Annotated in this window: 15 protein-coding genes; 10 read left to right on the forward strand and 5 right to left on the reverse strand. The window is 59.8% G+C overall.

Annotation, left to right across the window (positions count from 1 at the left end; translation table 11 throughout):
- The first annotated feature begins 6 nt into the window (after positions 1–6).
- Both MN186_RS00880 and MN186_RS00885 read left to right on the forward strand, forming a co-directional pair.
- On the forward strand, positions 7–786 hold the full coding sequence (locus MN186_RS00880; protein ID WP_242110932.1) for a type III pantothenate kinase: 780 nt from the start codon (positions 7–9) through the stop codon (positions 784–786).
- On the forward strand, positions 783–2,444 hold the full coding sequence (locus tag MN186_RS00885; protein ID WP_242110933.1) for a ribonuclease J: 1,662 nt from the start codon (positions 783–785) through the stop codon (positions 2,442–2,444). The genes MN186_RS00880 and MN186_RS00885 overlap by 4 nt, the downstream gene beginning before the upstream one ends.
- A 117-nt stretch (positions 2,445–2,561) precedes the next feature.
- Here MN186_RS00885 and MN186_RS00890 read toward each other — a convergent pair whose 3' ends face one another.
- Entirely contained in the window at positions 2,562–3,974 is a 1,413-nt protein-coding gene (locus tag MN186_RS00890; RefSeq protein ID WP_242110934.1) for a DEAD/DEAH box helicase, read from the reverse strand.
- A 225-nt stretch (positions 3,975–4,199) separates the two neighbouring features.
- Complete coding sequence (locus MN186_RS00895) at positions 4,200–5,807, reverse strand: peptide chain release factor 3 (protein WP_242110935.1); 1,608 nt, start codon at positions 5,805–5,807, stop codon at positions 4,200–4,202.
- 120 nt (positions 5,808–5,927) lie between these two features.
- Here MN186_RS00895 and MN186_RS00900 point away from each other — a divergent pair, with 120 nt between their 5' ends.
- The 4 genes from MN186_RS00900 to MN186_RS00915 all read left to right on the forward strand — a co-directional run bounded on the left by MN186_RS00900 (position 5,928) and on the right by MN186_RS00915 (position 9,362).
- Positions 5,928–6,707 carry an SDR family oxidoreductase gene (locus MN186_RS00900; RefSeq protein ID WP_242110936.1) on the forward strand — a complete coding sequence of 260 codons (780 nt, stop codon included), beginning with the start codon at positions 5,928–5,930 and terminating at the stop codon, positions 6,705–6,707.
- Between the two features lie 87 nt (positions 6,708–6,794).
- Positions 6,795–7,838 carry an aldo/keto reductase gene (locus tag MN186_RS00905; RefSeq protein ID WP_242110937.1) on the forward strand — a complete coding sequence of 348 codons (1,044 nt, stop codon included), beginning with the start codon at positions 6,795–6,797 and terminating at the stop codon, positions 7,836–7,838.
- A gap of 55 nt (positions 7,839–7,893) precedes the next feature.
- Positions 7,894–8,415 (forward strand): lipocalin family protein, encoded by a 522-nt coding sequence (locus MN186_RS00910; protein WP_242110938.1) that lies wholly within the window; start codon positions 7,894–7,896, stop codon positions 8,413–8,415.
- 41 nt (positions 8,416–8,456) lie between these two features.
- A complete protein-coding gene (locus tag MN186_RS00915) occupies positions 8,457–9,362 on the forward strand; it encodes a DMT family transporter (RefSeq protein ID WP_242110939.1) in 906 nt (301 codons plus the stop codon).
- Positions 9,363–9,365: 3 nt separating this feature from the next.
- Here MN186_RS00915 and MN186_RS00920 read toward each other — a convergent pair whose 3' ends face one another.
- Together MN186_RS00920 and MN186_RS00925 are read right to left on the reverse strand one after the other, a co-directional pair.
- Positions 9,366–10,067, reverse strand: coding sequence for an NUDIX hydrolase (locus tag MN186_RS00920; protein ID WP_242110940.1), 702 nt, complete (start codon positions 10,065–10,067; stop codon positions 9,366–9,368).
- A gap of 8 nt (positions 10,068–10,075) precedes the next feature.
- Positions 10,076–10,495, reverse strand: a complete 420-nt coding sequence (locus tag MN186_RS00925; protein WP_242110941.1) for a DUF983 domain-containing protein — start codon at positions 10,493–10,495, stop codon at positions 10,076–10,078.
- Between the two features lie 198 nt (positions 10,496–10,693).
- On the opposite strand from MN186_RS00925, the gene MN186_RS00930 reads away from it, so the two are divergent.
- From MN186_RS00930 to MN186_RS00945, 4 genes are all read left to right on the forward strand, one after another.
- Complete coding sequence (locus MN186_RS00930) at positions 10,694–11,338, forward strand: EF-hand domain-containing protein (RefSeq protein ID WP_242110942.1); 645 nt, start codon at positions 10,694–10,696, stop codon at positions 11,336–11,338.
- A 78-nt stretch (positions 11,339–11,416) separates the two neighbouring features.
- Entirely contained in the window at positions 11,417–12,004 is a 588-nt protein-coding gene (locus MN186_RS00935; protein WP_242110943.1) for an RNA polymerase sigma factor, read from the forward strand.
- Entirely contained in the window at positions 11,991–12,419 is a 429-nt protein-coding gene (locus MN186_RS00940; protein WP_242110944.1) for a hypothetical protein, read from the forward strand. The genes MN186_RS00935 and MN186_RS00940 overlap by 14 nt, the downstream gene beginning before the upstream one ends.
- Entirely contained in the window at positions 12,416–12,928 is a 513-nt protein-coding gene (locus MN186_RS00945; protein ID WP_242110946.1) for a periplasmic heavy metal sensor, read from the forward strand. The genes MN186_RS00940 and MN186_RS00945 overlap by 4 nt, the downstream gene beginning before the upstream one ends.
- Here MN186_RS00945 and MN186_RS00950 read toward each other — a convergent pair whose 3' ends face one another.
- Positions 12,929–14,305 (reverse strand): diguanylate cyclase, encoded by a 1,377-nt coding sequence (locus MN186_RS00950; protein ID WP_242110948.1) that lies wholly within the window; start codon positions 14,303–14,305, stop codon positions 12,929–12,931.
- Between the last annotated feature and the right edge of the window lie 100 nt (positions 14,306–14,405).

Consider the following 14,405-nt stretch of genomic DNA (forward strand, 5'->3'; position numbering starts at 1 on the left):
GACCAGATGCTTTTGGCAATCGACGCTGGCAACACGAACACCGCATTCTCGATTTGGGATGGTGAGAAGTTTTTGTGCACGATGCGGACCTCGACCCACCATGCGCGCACGGCGGACGCCTATTTCACCTGGTTCGCGACCCTGATCAATCATTATGGGATCGAGCCGAATATTACCGGCGTGGTCGTCAGTTCCACCGTGCCGCGCGTTGTTTGGAATCTGCGCGTCTTTGCGGACCGATTTTTCGATTGCCGTCCGCTGGTGGTTGGCAAACCCGACTGCCTTCTGCCAGTGGCGCCGCGCATTGATCTGGGTACTGTGGCCGGCCCCGACAGGTTGGCCAATGCCGTTGCGACCCACGCTCGCCACGGGGGGGATTCAATGGTTGTCGATTTCGGCACCGCCACAAACATCGATGTCGTGGCCCATGATGGCGCCTATATCGGCGGTGTAATCGCGCCCGGCGTGAACCTCTCGCTTGAGGCGCTGCACCAGGGCGCGGCGGCGCTGCCGCATGTGGACGTGACCCAGCCTGACAAGGTGATCGGCACCAATACGGTCGGCTGCATTCAGTCGGGCATCTTTTGGGGCTACGTCAGCCTTGTGAAGGGGCTTGTGCAGCGGGTGAAAGATGAATACGGCCTGCCGATGAAAGTCGTCGGGACCGGTGGCCTTGCCCCATTGTTTGAGCAGGGCGACCATCTTTATGACGTAATTGACCACGACCTGACCATGCACGGTCTGGTCCACATTTATGAATACAACAAGGAACAGGGCAACATATGACCGCTGATCGTCTGATTTACCTCCCATTGGGGGGCGCCGGCGAGATCGGCATGAACGCCTATGTCTATGGCTATGGCAAGCCGGGTAAGGAACGTCTTATCCTTGTTGATCTGGGTGTCACCTTTCCCGATATGGACACTTCGCCGGGTGTGAACCTCATCATGCCGGACGTTACTTGGCTGGCTGACAACGCCGACCGGTTAGAGGCGATTTTCATCACTCACGCCCACGAAGATCACGTGGGCGCCATCGGGCGGCTTTATCCCCGGCTGAAGGCGCCGATCCATGCGCGCCCCTTCACCCGCTATCATGCGCAGCGCAAGATGGAGGAGGCAGGCCAGGTGCCCGAGGCTGTGATTGCCGCCGATGTCTTCCCGAAGATGATTGAAGCCGGGCCCTTCAAGGTTGGTTTCTTACCGCTGAGCCACTCGATCCCGGAGAGCGCGGGGTTGGTGATCGACACACCCGCTGGGCGCGTCGTGCATACGGGTGATTTCAAGCTGGACGAAACGCCGGTGCTGGGCGATCCGTTTGACGAGGCGCTGTGGCGCGAGGTCGCCGCGCCAGGGGTCAAAGCTCTGGTTTGCGATTCCACCAACGTATTTTCAACCCATCCCGGCCGATCCGAGGCCGAGGTCGGCCCGGAACTGGTGACGTTGATTAAAGATGCGCCGCATATGGTGGTGGCGACCACCTTTGCTTCGAACGTAGCGCGGGTAAAGCAGCTTGCAGATGCCGGTAAGGCGGCGGGCCGCTCTGTCTGTCTTTTGGGTCGTGCTATGCGCCGGATGATCCAAGCCGGTGTGGAAACGGGCGTTCTGGTGGATTTCCCGACGACCGTCACGGTGGAAGATGCCCGCGATATTCCGCGTGAAAACCTGATGCTGATCGTGACTGGTAGCCAAGGCGAACGGCGTGCCGCGTCGGCGCAACTCGCGCGTGGCAAATATTTGGGGATGTCGATGGCAGAAGGGGATATGTTCCTGTTCTCGTCCAAGACCATTCCGGGCAACGAACGTGGCGTGATCCGCATCATGAACGCGTTTTCCGAGATGGGTGTTGATATCGTGGCCGAAAATGATCGCTATCACGTGTCAGGTCACGCCAACCGGCCCGATCTTCAACGGGCGCATGATATAATCGACCCCAAGATGGTCATCCCGATGCATGGCGAACACCGCCACTTGCGCGAACACGCAAAGATTGCGGAAGAGTGCGGACGCAGGTCCTTGGTTGTGGTGAACGGCGCCGTGTGTGATCTGACCGGCGATACTCCCCACGTGGTCGAACATGTCGAGGCCGACCGCGTCTATCTGGATGGCGATATCCTGATCGGGGCGCTGGACGGTGTGGTGCGCGACCGCATCCGCCTTGCCCTGAACGGCCATGTCATCGTTAACGTGATCGTCGAGGGTGACGAGCCGCTGGGCGATCCATGGGTCGAGCTTATGGGCCTGCCAGAAACTGGTTCATCAAAAGCACCGCTGGTTGATGTGCTGGAGGAGGATCTGGGCCAGTTCCTGATGCGCGCCGGGCGAAAAACACTGCGTGACGATGACAAGATCGGCGAAGAACTTAAACGGATCGCGCGCAAAACGGCCAATGATGAGATCGGGCGCAAACCCGAAGTCACTGTTGTGGTTAGCCGTTTGGAATAAGGGGCCGCGCTGCGCGCGCCGGCCTCTGGCGGGGATATTTCTGGCCAGAGGAAGGACGGTTGGTTCATAAGAAAAGCCCGCAAGCAGTGCTGCGGGCTTTCTGTTATGTGAAGCGTTTTAGCCGGTGCGGCGTTCGGCAAAGCTTTTTGCGATGAAGTCGGGCAGATGGTCGCCCATGCCGACGGTCTGTTTGTTGTCGTGGCGTCCGCCGCGTTGCCCGCGCCCGGACTTTTCTTGCGCTGATTTCTGGTCCTTTTGCGGCTTTTTTTCAGCGTCATCGCGTGGTTTAGCGGATTGTTCGTCCTTGGGTTTGCGCTCGCGTTTGGGGGCGACGTCCTGTTGTTCCTCGTCGTCTTTTTTCCGGCCGCGCGCAGGTTTGTCAGGCAGCGGGCTTTCGACGCGCGGGATCTTGCCATCAATCAGGCGTTCGACGGCGTCCAGATTCTTTTCATCTCGCGGCTCGCAGATCATGATTGCTTTGCCGTCGCGTCCAGCCCGACCTGTCCGGCCAATACGGTGAACATAGTCTTCGGCGTGGCCAGGCACATCATAGTTGAATACGTGACTTACATTCGGAATGTCGAGCCCACGGGCCGCGACATCGGAAGCACATAGGAACCGAAGTGTTCCGGCGCGAAAGCCGTCCAGTACTTCGGTTCGTTTGGACTGCTCCAGATCGCCATGGATCGGCGCGGCATCATAGCCGTGTTTCGCAAGCGATTTTGCAGTGATATCAACGTCGGTCTTGCGGTTGCAGAAGATGATCGCGTTGGTGCAGGCGTCGCCTTCGCGGTCGATCAGAGCGCGCAGCAAATTGCGTTTTTCCGATGCGGCACGGTCCCGGCGCGAGGCTTTGAACATGCACAATTCCTGAGTGATCGTCTCGGACGCTGTGGCTTGGCGCGCGACTTCGATCCTGACGGGGTTTGAAAGGAAGGTGTTGGTGATCCGCTCGATTTCGGGCGCCATGGTGGCCGAGAAGAACAGGGTTTGCCGGGTGAAAGGGGTAAGCGAGAAAATCTTCTCGATATCAGGGATGAACCCCATGTCGAGCATACGGTCGGCTTCGTCCACCACCATGATCTGCACACCAGTAAGCAGCAGCTTACCACGTTCGAAATGGTCCAGCAGGCGGCCGGGGGTTGCGATCAGCACATCAACACCGCGGTCGATCGCCTGATCCTGTTCCTTGAAGCTGACACCGCCGATCAGAAGCGCTTTGGTCAGTTTGACGTGTTTGGCATAGGTGTCAAAGTTTTCCGCCACCTGCGCGGCCAATTCCCGCGTAGGGCATAGCACCAGTGATCGCGGCATGCGCGCCCGTGCACGGCCGCGCGCAAGGGCGGTAATCATTGGCAGGGTGAAGCTGGCGGTTTTGCCGGTGCCGGTCTGGGCGATACCCAGCACATCGCGCCCTTCAAGCGCGGGCGGGATGGCGCCTTCCTGAATAGGGGTGGGGCTGGTGTAGCCGGTTTCTTCAACGGCTTTCAGCACTTTAGGGCTGAGCTTTAGGTCAGAAAATTTAATCATGCATGTCCTGTTTCACGGACATCTTCGCCCGTGCGGATGGGAAGGGAAGGCCCGTATGGCCGGTGCGCAAATATAACGCCCCTTCAATATCCTCTTGAGGTAAAGAAAAATGGGGGCGTGGTCAACAACATGGGTGAGTTTGTGAACAATCCTGCACTCGTATTGCCGTTGTTGAGCGGTTAGACCGACATATGTCGCCTTCCGGCCCAGCCTCTGCATCACCATTCAGACCATCATTTCCTTCGTCGCAGCCAATCTTAATGTTGGATAATCACGTTCAATACGGTCGATATCCCATTGAAGTCTGGTCAGAAATACGGGATCTCCGTCATTGTCATGGGCGATGTGCTGCTTGTTCGCTTCGACCAGTTTTTCGACTTCGGGTTTGTCGCCGATGATCCAGCGGGCCGAGGTGAATTGTGACGCCTCAAACCGCACGGGCAGGCCATATTCCAACTCGATCCGGCTGGCGAGCACTTCGAACTGAAGTGCGCCGACAACGCCGACGATGAAACCTGACCCAATATTGGGCTTGAACACCTTGGCTGCGCCTTCCTCGGCGAACTGCATCAGGGCTTTTTCAAGATGTTTGGCTTTCATCGGATCGCCTGCACGGACAACTTGCAGAAGCTCAGGTGCGAAAGACGGGATGCCAGTGGCACGGATCAACTCACCTTCAGTCAAGGTATCGCCAATCCGCAACTGGCCGTGGTTGGGGATGCCGATAATGTCGCCCGCCCAGGCCTCCTCTGCCAGTTCGCGGTCTGAGGCAAGGAACAAGACCGGGTTTGACACAGCCATCGGTTTTTTCGTGCGGACATGGGTCAGCTTCATGCCCCGTGTGAAGTGGCCCGACGCCAGCCGCATGAACGCAACGCGGTCGCGGTGTTTGGGGTCCATGTTGGCCTGCACCTTGAAGACGAAGCCTGCGACCTTCTTTTCTTCGGGCGCGATGGCGCGGGGGTTGGCTTGCTGTGGCTGTGGTTCGGGGCCATAATCCGCAATGCCCTGCATCAACTCTTGCACGCCAAACGAATTGATCGCCGAGCCGAACCAGATCGGGGTCATGTGGCCTTCCAGAACGGACTGAGGGTCGAGGGTCGGCAGCAATTCGCGCGCCATTTCGACCTCTTCCAAGAACTTTCCAAGCAGGTGTTCGGGGACGTGTTCGGCCAGTTTGGGGTCGTCCAGGCCGTTGATCTCGATCGTTTCGGCCACCACGTTGCGGTCGGCGCGGTCCATCAGTTCCAACCGGTCGTTCAGCAGGTCATAACAGCCCAGGAAATCGCGACCCACACCGATAGGCCAACTGGCGGGCGTAACGTCAATGGCAAGGTTTTCCTGAATTTCATCAATGATATCGAAGGTGTCCCGGCTTTCGCGGTCCATCTTGTTACAGAAGGTCAGGATGGGCAGATCGCGCAGGCGGCAGACCTCGAACAATTTCTGCGTCTGGCTTTCGACACCTTTCGCCCCGTCGATCACCATCACGGCGGCGTCCACGGCGGTCAACGTACGATAGGTATCCTCGGAAAAGTCCGAGTGGCCGGGCGTGTCGACCAGATTGAAACGGTATTTTCCGAAATCGAACGACATGGCGGATGCCGAGACCGAGATGCCCCGATCCTGCTCCATCTTCATGAAGTCTGACCGCGTGCGTCGCGCTTCACCCTTGGCGCGCACCTGTCCGGCCATCTGGATGGCGCCGCCATACAACAGGAATTTCTCGGTCAGGGTCGTTTTGCCGGCGTCCGGGTGGCTGATGATCGCAAAGGTGCGACGGCGCGCAATCTCGGGCGGCAGTTCGGGGCGGTTTGATGCGGTGTCCAACATGGAATGGCATATAGCGACGGGGGCGGGGCGGCGCAACAACGATGCGCTTCCCCTGTCGCGGCGCCCCTGCTAGGTCTGGACCGAACTGAACACGGGTTGCCGGAAAAATAGGAGAGACTGATGGATCTGGGTATTACAGGCAAGCGGGCGCTGGTGTGTGCATCATCCAAAGGCTTGGGGTTGGGCTGTGCGCGGGCATTGGCGGGTGAGGGTGTGTCGTTGGTGATGAATGCCCGGACCGAGGGGCCGCTTATGGCCGCCGCTGAGGCCATCCGGGCCAAGACCGGCGTTGACGTGGTAACGGTCGTCGCCGATGTGACGACAGAAGATGGACGTGCGGCTTTGCTTGAGGCGGCAGGCGATGTGGATATCCTGGTCACCAATGCAGGCGGGCCGCCGCCGGGTATGTGGTCAGATTGGAACCGTGAAGATTTCATCGCCGCTTTTGACGCCAACATGCTGGCGCCGATTGCCCTGATGCAGGCGCTTATCCCCGGCATGGCCGACCGCGGCTGGGGGCGGGTGGTGAACATCACCAGCCAGTCGGTGAAATCCCCGATCGCGGTTCTTGGCCTGTCCAACACCGCGCGCACCGGGCTGACCGGCTTCGTCGCGGGCACCGCGCGTCAGGTGGCTGGGCAAGGTGTGATCATCAACAACCTGCTGCCGGGCATCCACGATACCGACCGCGCCACCGCGCTGGACAAAGGCGTGGTCGAGGCACAGGGCGTCACCATGGACGATGCCCGCGCCGCCCGTCAGGGGACCATTCCGGCCGGGCGATACGGCACGATTGACGAGTTCGGCGCCACCTGCGCTTTCATGTGCTCGCAACATGCGGGCTTCATGGTGGGGCAGAATATCCTGCTGGATGGCGGTGCGGTAAACACGACATTCTGACACTGTTTCGCAGGCGGCGTTTTGGGGTTGCCCTAAGTAGTGCGATGGGCAACCTTGCCGCGGCGAACAGACAGAAAGGATGTGTCGATGCGGATGAACAAACTGGCAGGCGGACAGTTGGAGGTCAGCGCCCTGTGCCTTGGCTCGATGCTATGGGGCACTATCAACACCGAGGCCGAGGGTCACGCCCAGATCGACCAGTCACTGGATCACGGCATCAATTTCATCGACACCGCCGAGATGTATCCCGTCGCCCCCGTCCGCGCCGAAACCTGCGGGCGGTCCGAGCAGGTGATCGGCAGTTGGATCGCCAAGACCGGGCGGCGAGGTGACGTGGTGATCGCGACCAAAGTCTCGGGCAATAATGAAGGTTGGAAGCGGGACGGCAAGGGTTATGATGGTGCCATCATCCGCGAGGCGGTCGAGGATAGCCTGACCAAGCTGAACACTGATTACATCGATATCTATCAGACCCATTGGCCGGTACGTGGCAGCTATGCGTTTCGGCAGAACTGGAGGTTTGACCCTTCGGGCCAGAACAAGCGCGAGGTCGAGGCGCATATGCGCGACGTGCTGGGCGCGATGGCCGATCTGGTGCGCGAAGGCAAGGTGCGTCACTTTGCGCTGTCCAACGAAAGCGCTTGGGGCACGGCAGAATGGCTGCGCATCGCGCGCGAGATGGGCGCGCCCGAGGTGATCTCGGTTCAGAATGAATACAGTTTTCTGTTCCGGTTGGCCGATACTGATTTGGCCGAGCTGTGTATGAACGAAGGCGTGCGCGTGCTGTCCTATTCGCCCTTGGCGGCGGGTCTTTTGACCGGGAAATATCAAAACAACGTGGTGCCCAAAGGATCACGGTTGGACCGGACACCGGGGCTTGGCGGGCGGGCTACTCCGCGCGCGTTTGACGCGGTTGCCGCTTATCACGATGTTGCGCGGAAACACGGGCTTGACCCTGTTCATATGGCGCTGGCTTTTGCCGTTTCGCGCCCGTTCATGGGGTCGACCATCTTTGGTGCTTCGTCCAAGGAGCAGTTGACACGAATCCTTGATGGCAAGGACCTGACCTTGTCGGACGAGGTGTTGGACGACATCGACCGCGCACACCGCGCCCACCCGATGCCGTTTTGACGCCGGGCGGCGAAAGCGGTTAGGATCGGGAACGTTAACCAAAAGGAGCAAGCGTATGGATCGGCGGCGGCTATTGACTGGTGCGGTGGCGCTGGCGGCAGGCACCGGGCTGGCCGCTTGCATGGGCGGCGGAGGTGGCGTGCGCTTTCACCGCAAAACCTCGCGGGGGCTGAACTCTACCACGCGGTTTGACGCAGCGCGCTTTGCCGGGCGCTGGGTGATCCGGGGCGAATTCGTCTATCCCGGCGAAGTGCCGTCTTTTGGTGCTGTCGTCTTTACGCAAGCGGGCGGCAAGATCATCGCGCTGGATGTCTATGGGCCATCCGGTTTGCTAGATCACTATCGGGCGACCCAACCCGCGCCGGGCCGTATCAAGGTGGGCGCGGCACCGTTTGATACACAATATTGGGTGCTTTGGGTCGATGCCGATTACCGCACCGCAGCGATTGGCACGCCGTCGGGCAGTTTCGGCTGGATCATCGACCGTGCCAAGACCGGTGGGGATGATCGCATCACAGCCGCGCGGGATGTGTTGGGGTTCAACGGCTATGACCTGTCGAGGTTGAAGACCGTCTAAGCGCGCTGGCGTTTTCGCCCGGCCCGTGGCAAAGGGCAGGGATGCAAGCCTGGATCCCCATCACCATCGCCGCGGCGTTTTCGCAAAACCTGCGCTTCATGCTGCAAAAGCGGCTGAAGGACACGCGGCTGTCAGCCACGGGTGCGACGCTGGCGCGGTTTGTCTATTCCGCACCACTGGTGGCGGTGATCCTGGTGGCCTATCTGGGCGTGACGGATCAATCCGCGCCGGTGCCGGACGGGCGGTTCTTCCTGTTTGCCTTTACCGGAGGCATTGCGCAAATCCTTGCCACGATCTGCGTCATTGCCCTTTTTTCCGAACGCAATTTTGCCGTCGGCATCACGTTCAAAAAGACCGAGGTCGTGTTGACCGCACTTGTCGGGCTTGCGGTGTTGGACGAAGGAGTCGGTCTGGCGGGCGGTCTGGCAATCGCGGTCGGGTTTCTGGGCTTGATCCTGCTGTCGGACCCGCCAACCGGCGGCAAACCCGGTCTCAGACGCTTTTTCAACCGCGCCGCCGCTCTGGGGCTGGGGGCGGGTTTTTTGTTCTCGGTCTCGGCGATTGGCTATCGCGGCGCGGCGCTGTCGCTTCCGGTTCAGGACGTGGTGGCGCGGGCGGGCTTCACCCTTGCGGTGGTCACGGCGTTTCAGTCGGTGGTCATGCTGATTTGGATGTCACTGCGTGAAGCAGGCCAGATCAGCCGCGTTCTGGCCGCTTGGCGGGTGGGGGCGCTGGTCGGGCTCAGCTCGATGATCGGCAGTTTCTGTTGGTTTACGGCCTTCGCGTTGCAAAACGCCGCGCTGGTCAAAGCGTTGGGGCAGGTCGAACTTCTGTTCTCGTACGCCGCTACGCTGTTTGTGTTCCGCGAGACGGTTACAGGGCGCGAATATGCGGGGACCGCGTTGATCCTGACCTCGGTCCTAGTGCTGGTCTTGTTTCTGAAATAGCCGTCAGCCAGCGGCGGTCAATGGCCCAACCCCGCCCAGACGTTTAAACAGGCTTTCTTCGTCCGAGTTGTTAAAGAACGGCACCTGTGGTGGTGCGCCCAGATCGGGCAGGTTGCCGACGATCTCGGCCAGAACGACCTCGGTGATGAAGGGCAAATCGAAGCGGCGGACGTTGTCCAGCGGTATCCATTGCAGGTTGCTCAACTCGTCCGAGGCGCGCGAGAAATCGTCGATATCGGTGCGTAATTCGCCCGCATCCACTGCAAAGAACCGTGCATCGAACCGACGTGTGCGGCCCTTGGGCGTGATGGCGCGAAAGACGAAGGCCATGCCGCGGGCGGATGGGATCAGGCCCGCATCCGCAAAGCCTTCCCAGCCATTGGGAATAGTTCCGCCCCAATCACCCGGTGCGCCCAGCATCTGGCCGGTTTCTTCCCACAATTCGCGAATGGCTGTCACCAGAAGTGCCGACGCGATGGCCGGGTCGGCATCTTCGCCCAGACGGGTCAAACACGGCTCGGCCCCGCCTTCGGCCAAGGGAATGTGTTGGTCGTCCAGATCAAGCGCCCCGCCGGGAAAGACGAACTTGTTGGGCATGAAGGCCGCTTTGGCCCCGCGTTGTCCCATCAGAACTTGCGGCCGCGTTGCCTTGTCGCGGATCAGAATAACCGTGGCCGCATCCCGCAGGATCTTCGACTTGTCCATGATGTCCCCTATACGTCGCCGTCAAGCTTGAAACCGTGCATTCGCTTGGCCCATTGGAAACCGACCATGAACCCTTTGAAGCGGGGCAGCAAATAGAGTGATGTCGCCACCGTCCCCACCGTAAAGATTGACGCCAGCATCATCGGTTCCTGCACAAAATTCACATAGGTGATGTGTAGAAGGGGGGCCATCAAATGGCCCACCACAAGGATTGTTAGGTAAGCAGGGCCGTCATCGGCGCGGTGGTGATACAGGTCTTCGCCGCACACCGTGCAGGTATCCTGCACCTTCAGGTATCCTTTGAACATCTTGCCGGTACCGCAGCTTGGGCACAGCTTGCGCCAACCTTTCCTGATCGCGGGCTTCAACTCGCGTTGCAGCCCGTCATCAGACACGGGCGGGGTGTTCAGTGTCGTCACGTCGGTCATTCATATTTCCTTTGTCGCGCACCAAGCCATTCTATGGAATGAAACCAAGAAAACCATGCCCCGTTTTGCTTTTGCGGCGGGATGCCGCAATTTTTTTGCAAAACCGCGACGGAAACCCGCCCCAGCCGCGTTCAATGTTTGTAACGCCGATCAAATACAGGCTCGGCGGGTACAGGCAAAAGAAAAAAGGAACAGATTATGACTGCTATGAAAGCAAAGACGGCAACGGCAATCGCACTGGCATTGGGCGCGGCTTTGACATTTGGCGCGACCTCTGCAGTAGCATTTGGCGGCAAGGATGCGCGCGGCATGCAAGGTATGGGACGCGGTTTCATGCAAATGGAATTCACTGATCTGGACATTGATGCCAACGGTCAAATCACTGCTGAAGATTTGAAAGCTCATGCCGAAGCCCGCTTCTCAGCCGCTGATACGGACGGCGACGGCGAGCTGTCGATCGAAGAAATGCAGGCCCAGCGGGCCGCAAAGATGGCTGAACGCCAAGCCAAAGCTGGCAATCAGGGCAAGGGCCAGCGTCAAACTCAAAGTCAAGGTAAAGAAAAAGGTCCGATGGCAGAAAAGCGGATGCGTTGGATGATGGAAAACATGATCGCCAAGCGGGACAGTAACGGCAACGGCACGCTCAGCCTTGATGAGGTGGCACCGGATCAGGCCCGTATGGACCGCATGATTGACCGGTTTGACACCGATGATGATAACGCGCTCTCGCAAGCCGAGTTTGATGCGGCGCAAAAGGAAGCCTTCATGCGCGGTAAAGGTAAGCGCGGTCACGGCAAAGGTGGACATGGCAAAGGTGGCTACGGCAAACGTAACGGCGGATAAGGTTCGCCCGTGCCCCTGCGTTTCGTGGGGGCACATGCGCCCGTTGTCACTGCGTGGCAGAGCGGCTAGGCAGGACGGATGGAAATGGCCTTGGACGCGTATGCAGAAGCCACGGATGACGCGCTTCTCGTCTTGTACGGGAACGGCGATCCGATGGCGGCAGAGCTTCTGACCCGCAGGCTTGCGCCGCGGGTTCTGGGTTATGGAACCCGTCTTTTGGGTGGTGATCGGGCCGAGGCCGAAGACGTGACGCAAGAGGCCATGTTGCGTCTGTGGAAGATCGCACCGGAATGGCGCACGGGCGAGGCGAAGGTGTCGACTTGGTTGTTTCGGGTGGTGTCGAATTTGTGCACCGACCGATTGCGCAAACGGCGCACTGTGGATATCGACGCGATAGAAGAGCCCACCGATGACGCGCCCGCTGCCGTCGATGGAATGATCCAGGCAGATCGGGCGGTCGCCTTGCAATCCGCGCTGAACAACCTGCCGGAGCGCCAGAGAATGGCCGTGACCCTGCGCCATATCGAAGGCATGGCGAACCCCGAGATTGCGCAGATCATGGACATCAGCACCGAGGCGGTCGAAAGTCTGACGGCCCGAGGCAAGAAAGCGCTGGCAATCGCACTTGCAGACCAGCGAGAGGAGTTGGGATATGACACGGACTGACAAACCCATGCTGGACGATAAGGCGCTGGATGCGTTTTTCGACGCAGCCCGGCGCGAATCACCGCAAACGTCCGATGCGCTTGTGGCAGCGATCCTTGATGATGCTGCCGCGCATCGGCCGCAAGGCAGCATTATGTCGGATGCACCGATTTTGCGCTCGGATGATGCGCGCGCCGCGCGGGGTATCTGGGGCGATCTGGTTGCCGCCATTGGCGGCTGGCCTGCGCTGGCAGGGATGGCAACAGCGACCGTTGCGGGGCTTTGGATCGGCATTGCCGCCCCGACCGAGGTCGAGGCCCTGTCCGGTGGGCTGATCGCGGGCACCGAGATCAGCTTGGCCGCCGACCTTTATGCGCTGGAAGATCTGACCCCGGGATATCTGAACATTGATATTTTGCTGGAGGATGAGGGATGAGCGACTCTAACACCCCTCAAACTTCCGCGTCCCCGCCCCGCCGACGCAAATGGCCGCGCGTGCTGTTGGCGGTTTCGTTGACTTTCAATCTTCTGATCGTCGGTATGATTGCGGGGGCCAAGTGGGGTTATCATCGTGACCACGGGTTCGACATGCGCGGCCCCAATCACGCTGCAATCCGCGATATGGGCTTTGCGCCACTTGCCGGCGCGTTGGACCGTGACGACCGGCGCCAGATCGGCAAGGTCCTTCGCCAGCGCAGCGGTTCGTTTGGCGATAACCGTAAGGCGCTGGCGGATGAATTCCAAACAATTCTATCAGCCCTGCGTGCTAACCCGTTCGATCCTGATGTGCTGTCTTCGGTCATGGACCGTCAGGCCGAACGCCTGCAAACCCGCGGTGCGCTGGCGCGTTCGGTTTTGATCGAGCGGATTGACCAGATGACCCCGGACGAGCGTTCGATTTTCGCCGATCGACTTGAACGCTCGGTCCGCAAACGTGCGCGGTGATCAGGCAGCGTCCGATACGAACGTGACCTGATTGCGCCCATCCGCCTTGGCCCGGTACAGTGCCTGATCGGCGAGTTGCAGCAGTTCATGCGTGCCACCGGGTAGCCCACCAGATACCGCAACGCCGATGGATATGGTCACCGGAATACCTTTGGGCAACACCCCGGCGCCAATTGGACGATCACCGACCGCCCGGCGCAAGCGTTCGGCCATGGCCTGTGCCTGAAGGCGGGTAACGCCCGGCAGAGCGATTAAAAACTCCTCGCCCCCATATCTTGCCAGCAGGTCCAGATCGCGCAGCTTTTCTTTCAGACGCCGGGCCACTTCGACCAGCACCTCGTCACCGATCGGATGGCCGAAGCGGTCGTTGATGGATTTGAACCGATCAAGGTCCAGAAGCATTATGGCATAGGATTGATCCTTCTGGCGCGCCTCGCGCTCCAGCCGATCCAGATAGCTCTGGGCGAAGCGGCGATTGTGCAGCCCGGTCAGCGGGTCGCGGACAGCCAGCGCCAGGCTGGTGTTGAAGCTTGCGCGCAGGTCGTCGCCTTCGAATTTCCGGGCCAGCAACCGGGTCAATCGCAGTGCCAGTTCCCGCGCGTCAAAGCCCGGCCGCAACACCGCGTGAGCCCCAAGGTCCAGCGCCATCGACGAGGGCGACGGTGTCTCTCCGCAATCCTGCACGACGATCACCGAATGACGGGTGGTCTGGCGCGAGCGCAATTCGCTGACCAATCGCAGACCGTCCGAGGTTTCGCTGAGGGTCGAGGCGATGACGAAGGCGTCGGGCACGCCGCCCAACGCACTGACATCCTCTAACGCTTGGGATTGTGTCATGATATCAATCTTGTGGCGGATTTCCGTGGCAAGGTGCATCCGCCAGTAAATGCCTGTTTCCGCATCCGGCGCGATCAACGCGATCCGGGCATGGCGCGCAAACAGGGCAGGTGCCTCGGCACAGCCGAAATCGCGCGACAGATCCCGCCTGCGCAGCACCTCGTCGTCGGTACCCCGCGCCCGGATCAGGCTGCGCACCATCGCCATCAACGTCGCCTCGTTCAAGGGCTTCGAGAAAACGTCATCAGCCCCCGCCATGATTGCTTCGAGTCGCGTACGCTGGTCGTCCTGATCGGACACCATGATAATCGGGATCGAGCCAAGTGTGGGGTCCGCCTTCAAATTGCGACAGGTGGCCAGACTGCAATCGTTGCGACCACGACCCAAAATGATCAGGTCGGGTCGCGTATCACGGGCAAGGGTTACCACATCGGCGCAGCGGTCAGCCTGTATCACCTCGTAACAGGCGACGGTCAGCTTTACCTTCAACACGATCCGGTTGGTCGCAAGGTCATCCGCGATCAGGATTCTCTCACTCATGTCGTCAAATCGCCCTTGTCATTGCGGCACGATGCCGGTTTGGATTGCCTTTCCACTTTGCTGCCATATTGGTTAATAAAACCTTTCCAAACGTTAAGGA

The sequence above is a fragment of the Aliiroseovarius sediminis genome (genome assembly GCF_022678485.1).
Lineage (GTDB): Bacteria > Pseudomonadota > Alphaproteobacteria > Rhodobacterales > Rhodobacteraceae > Aliiroseovarius > Aliiroseovarius sediminis.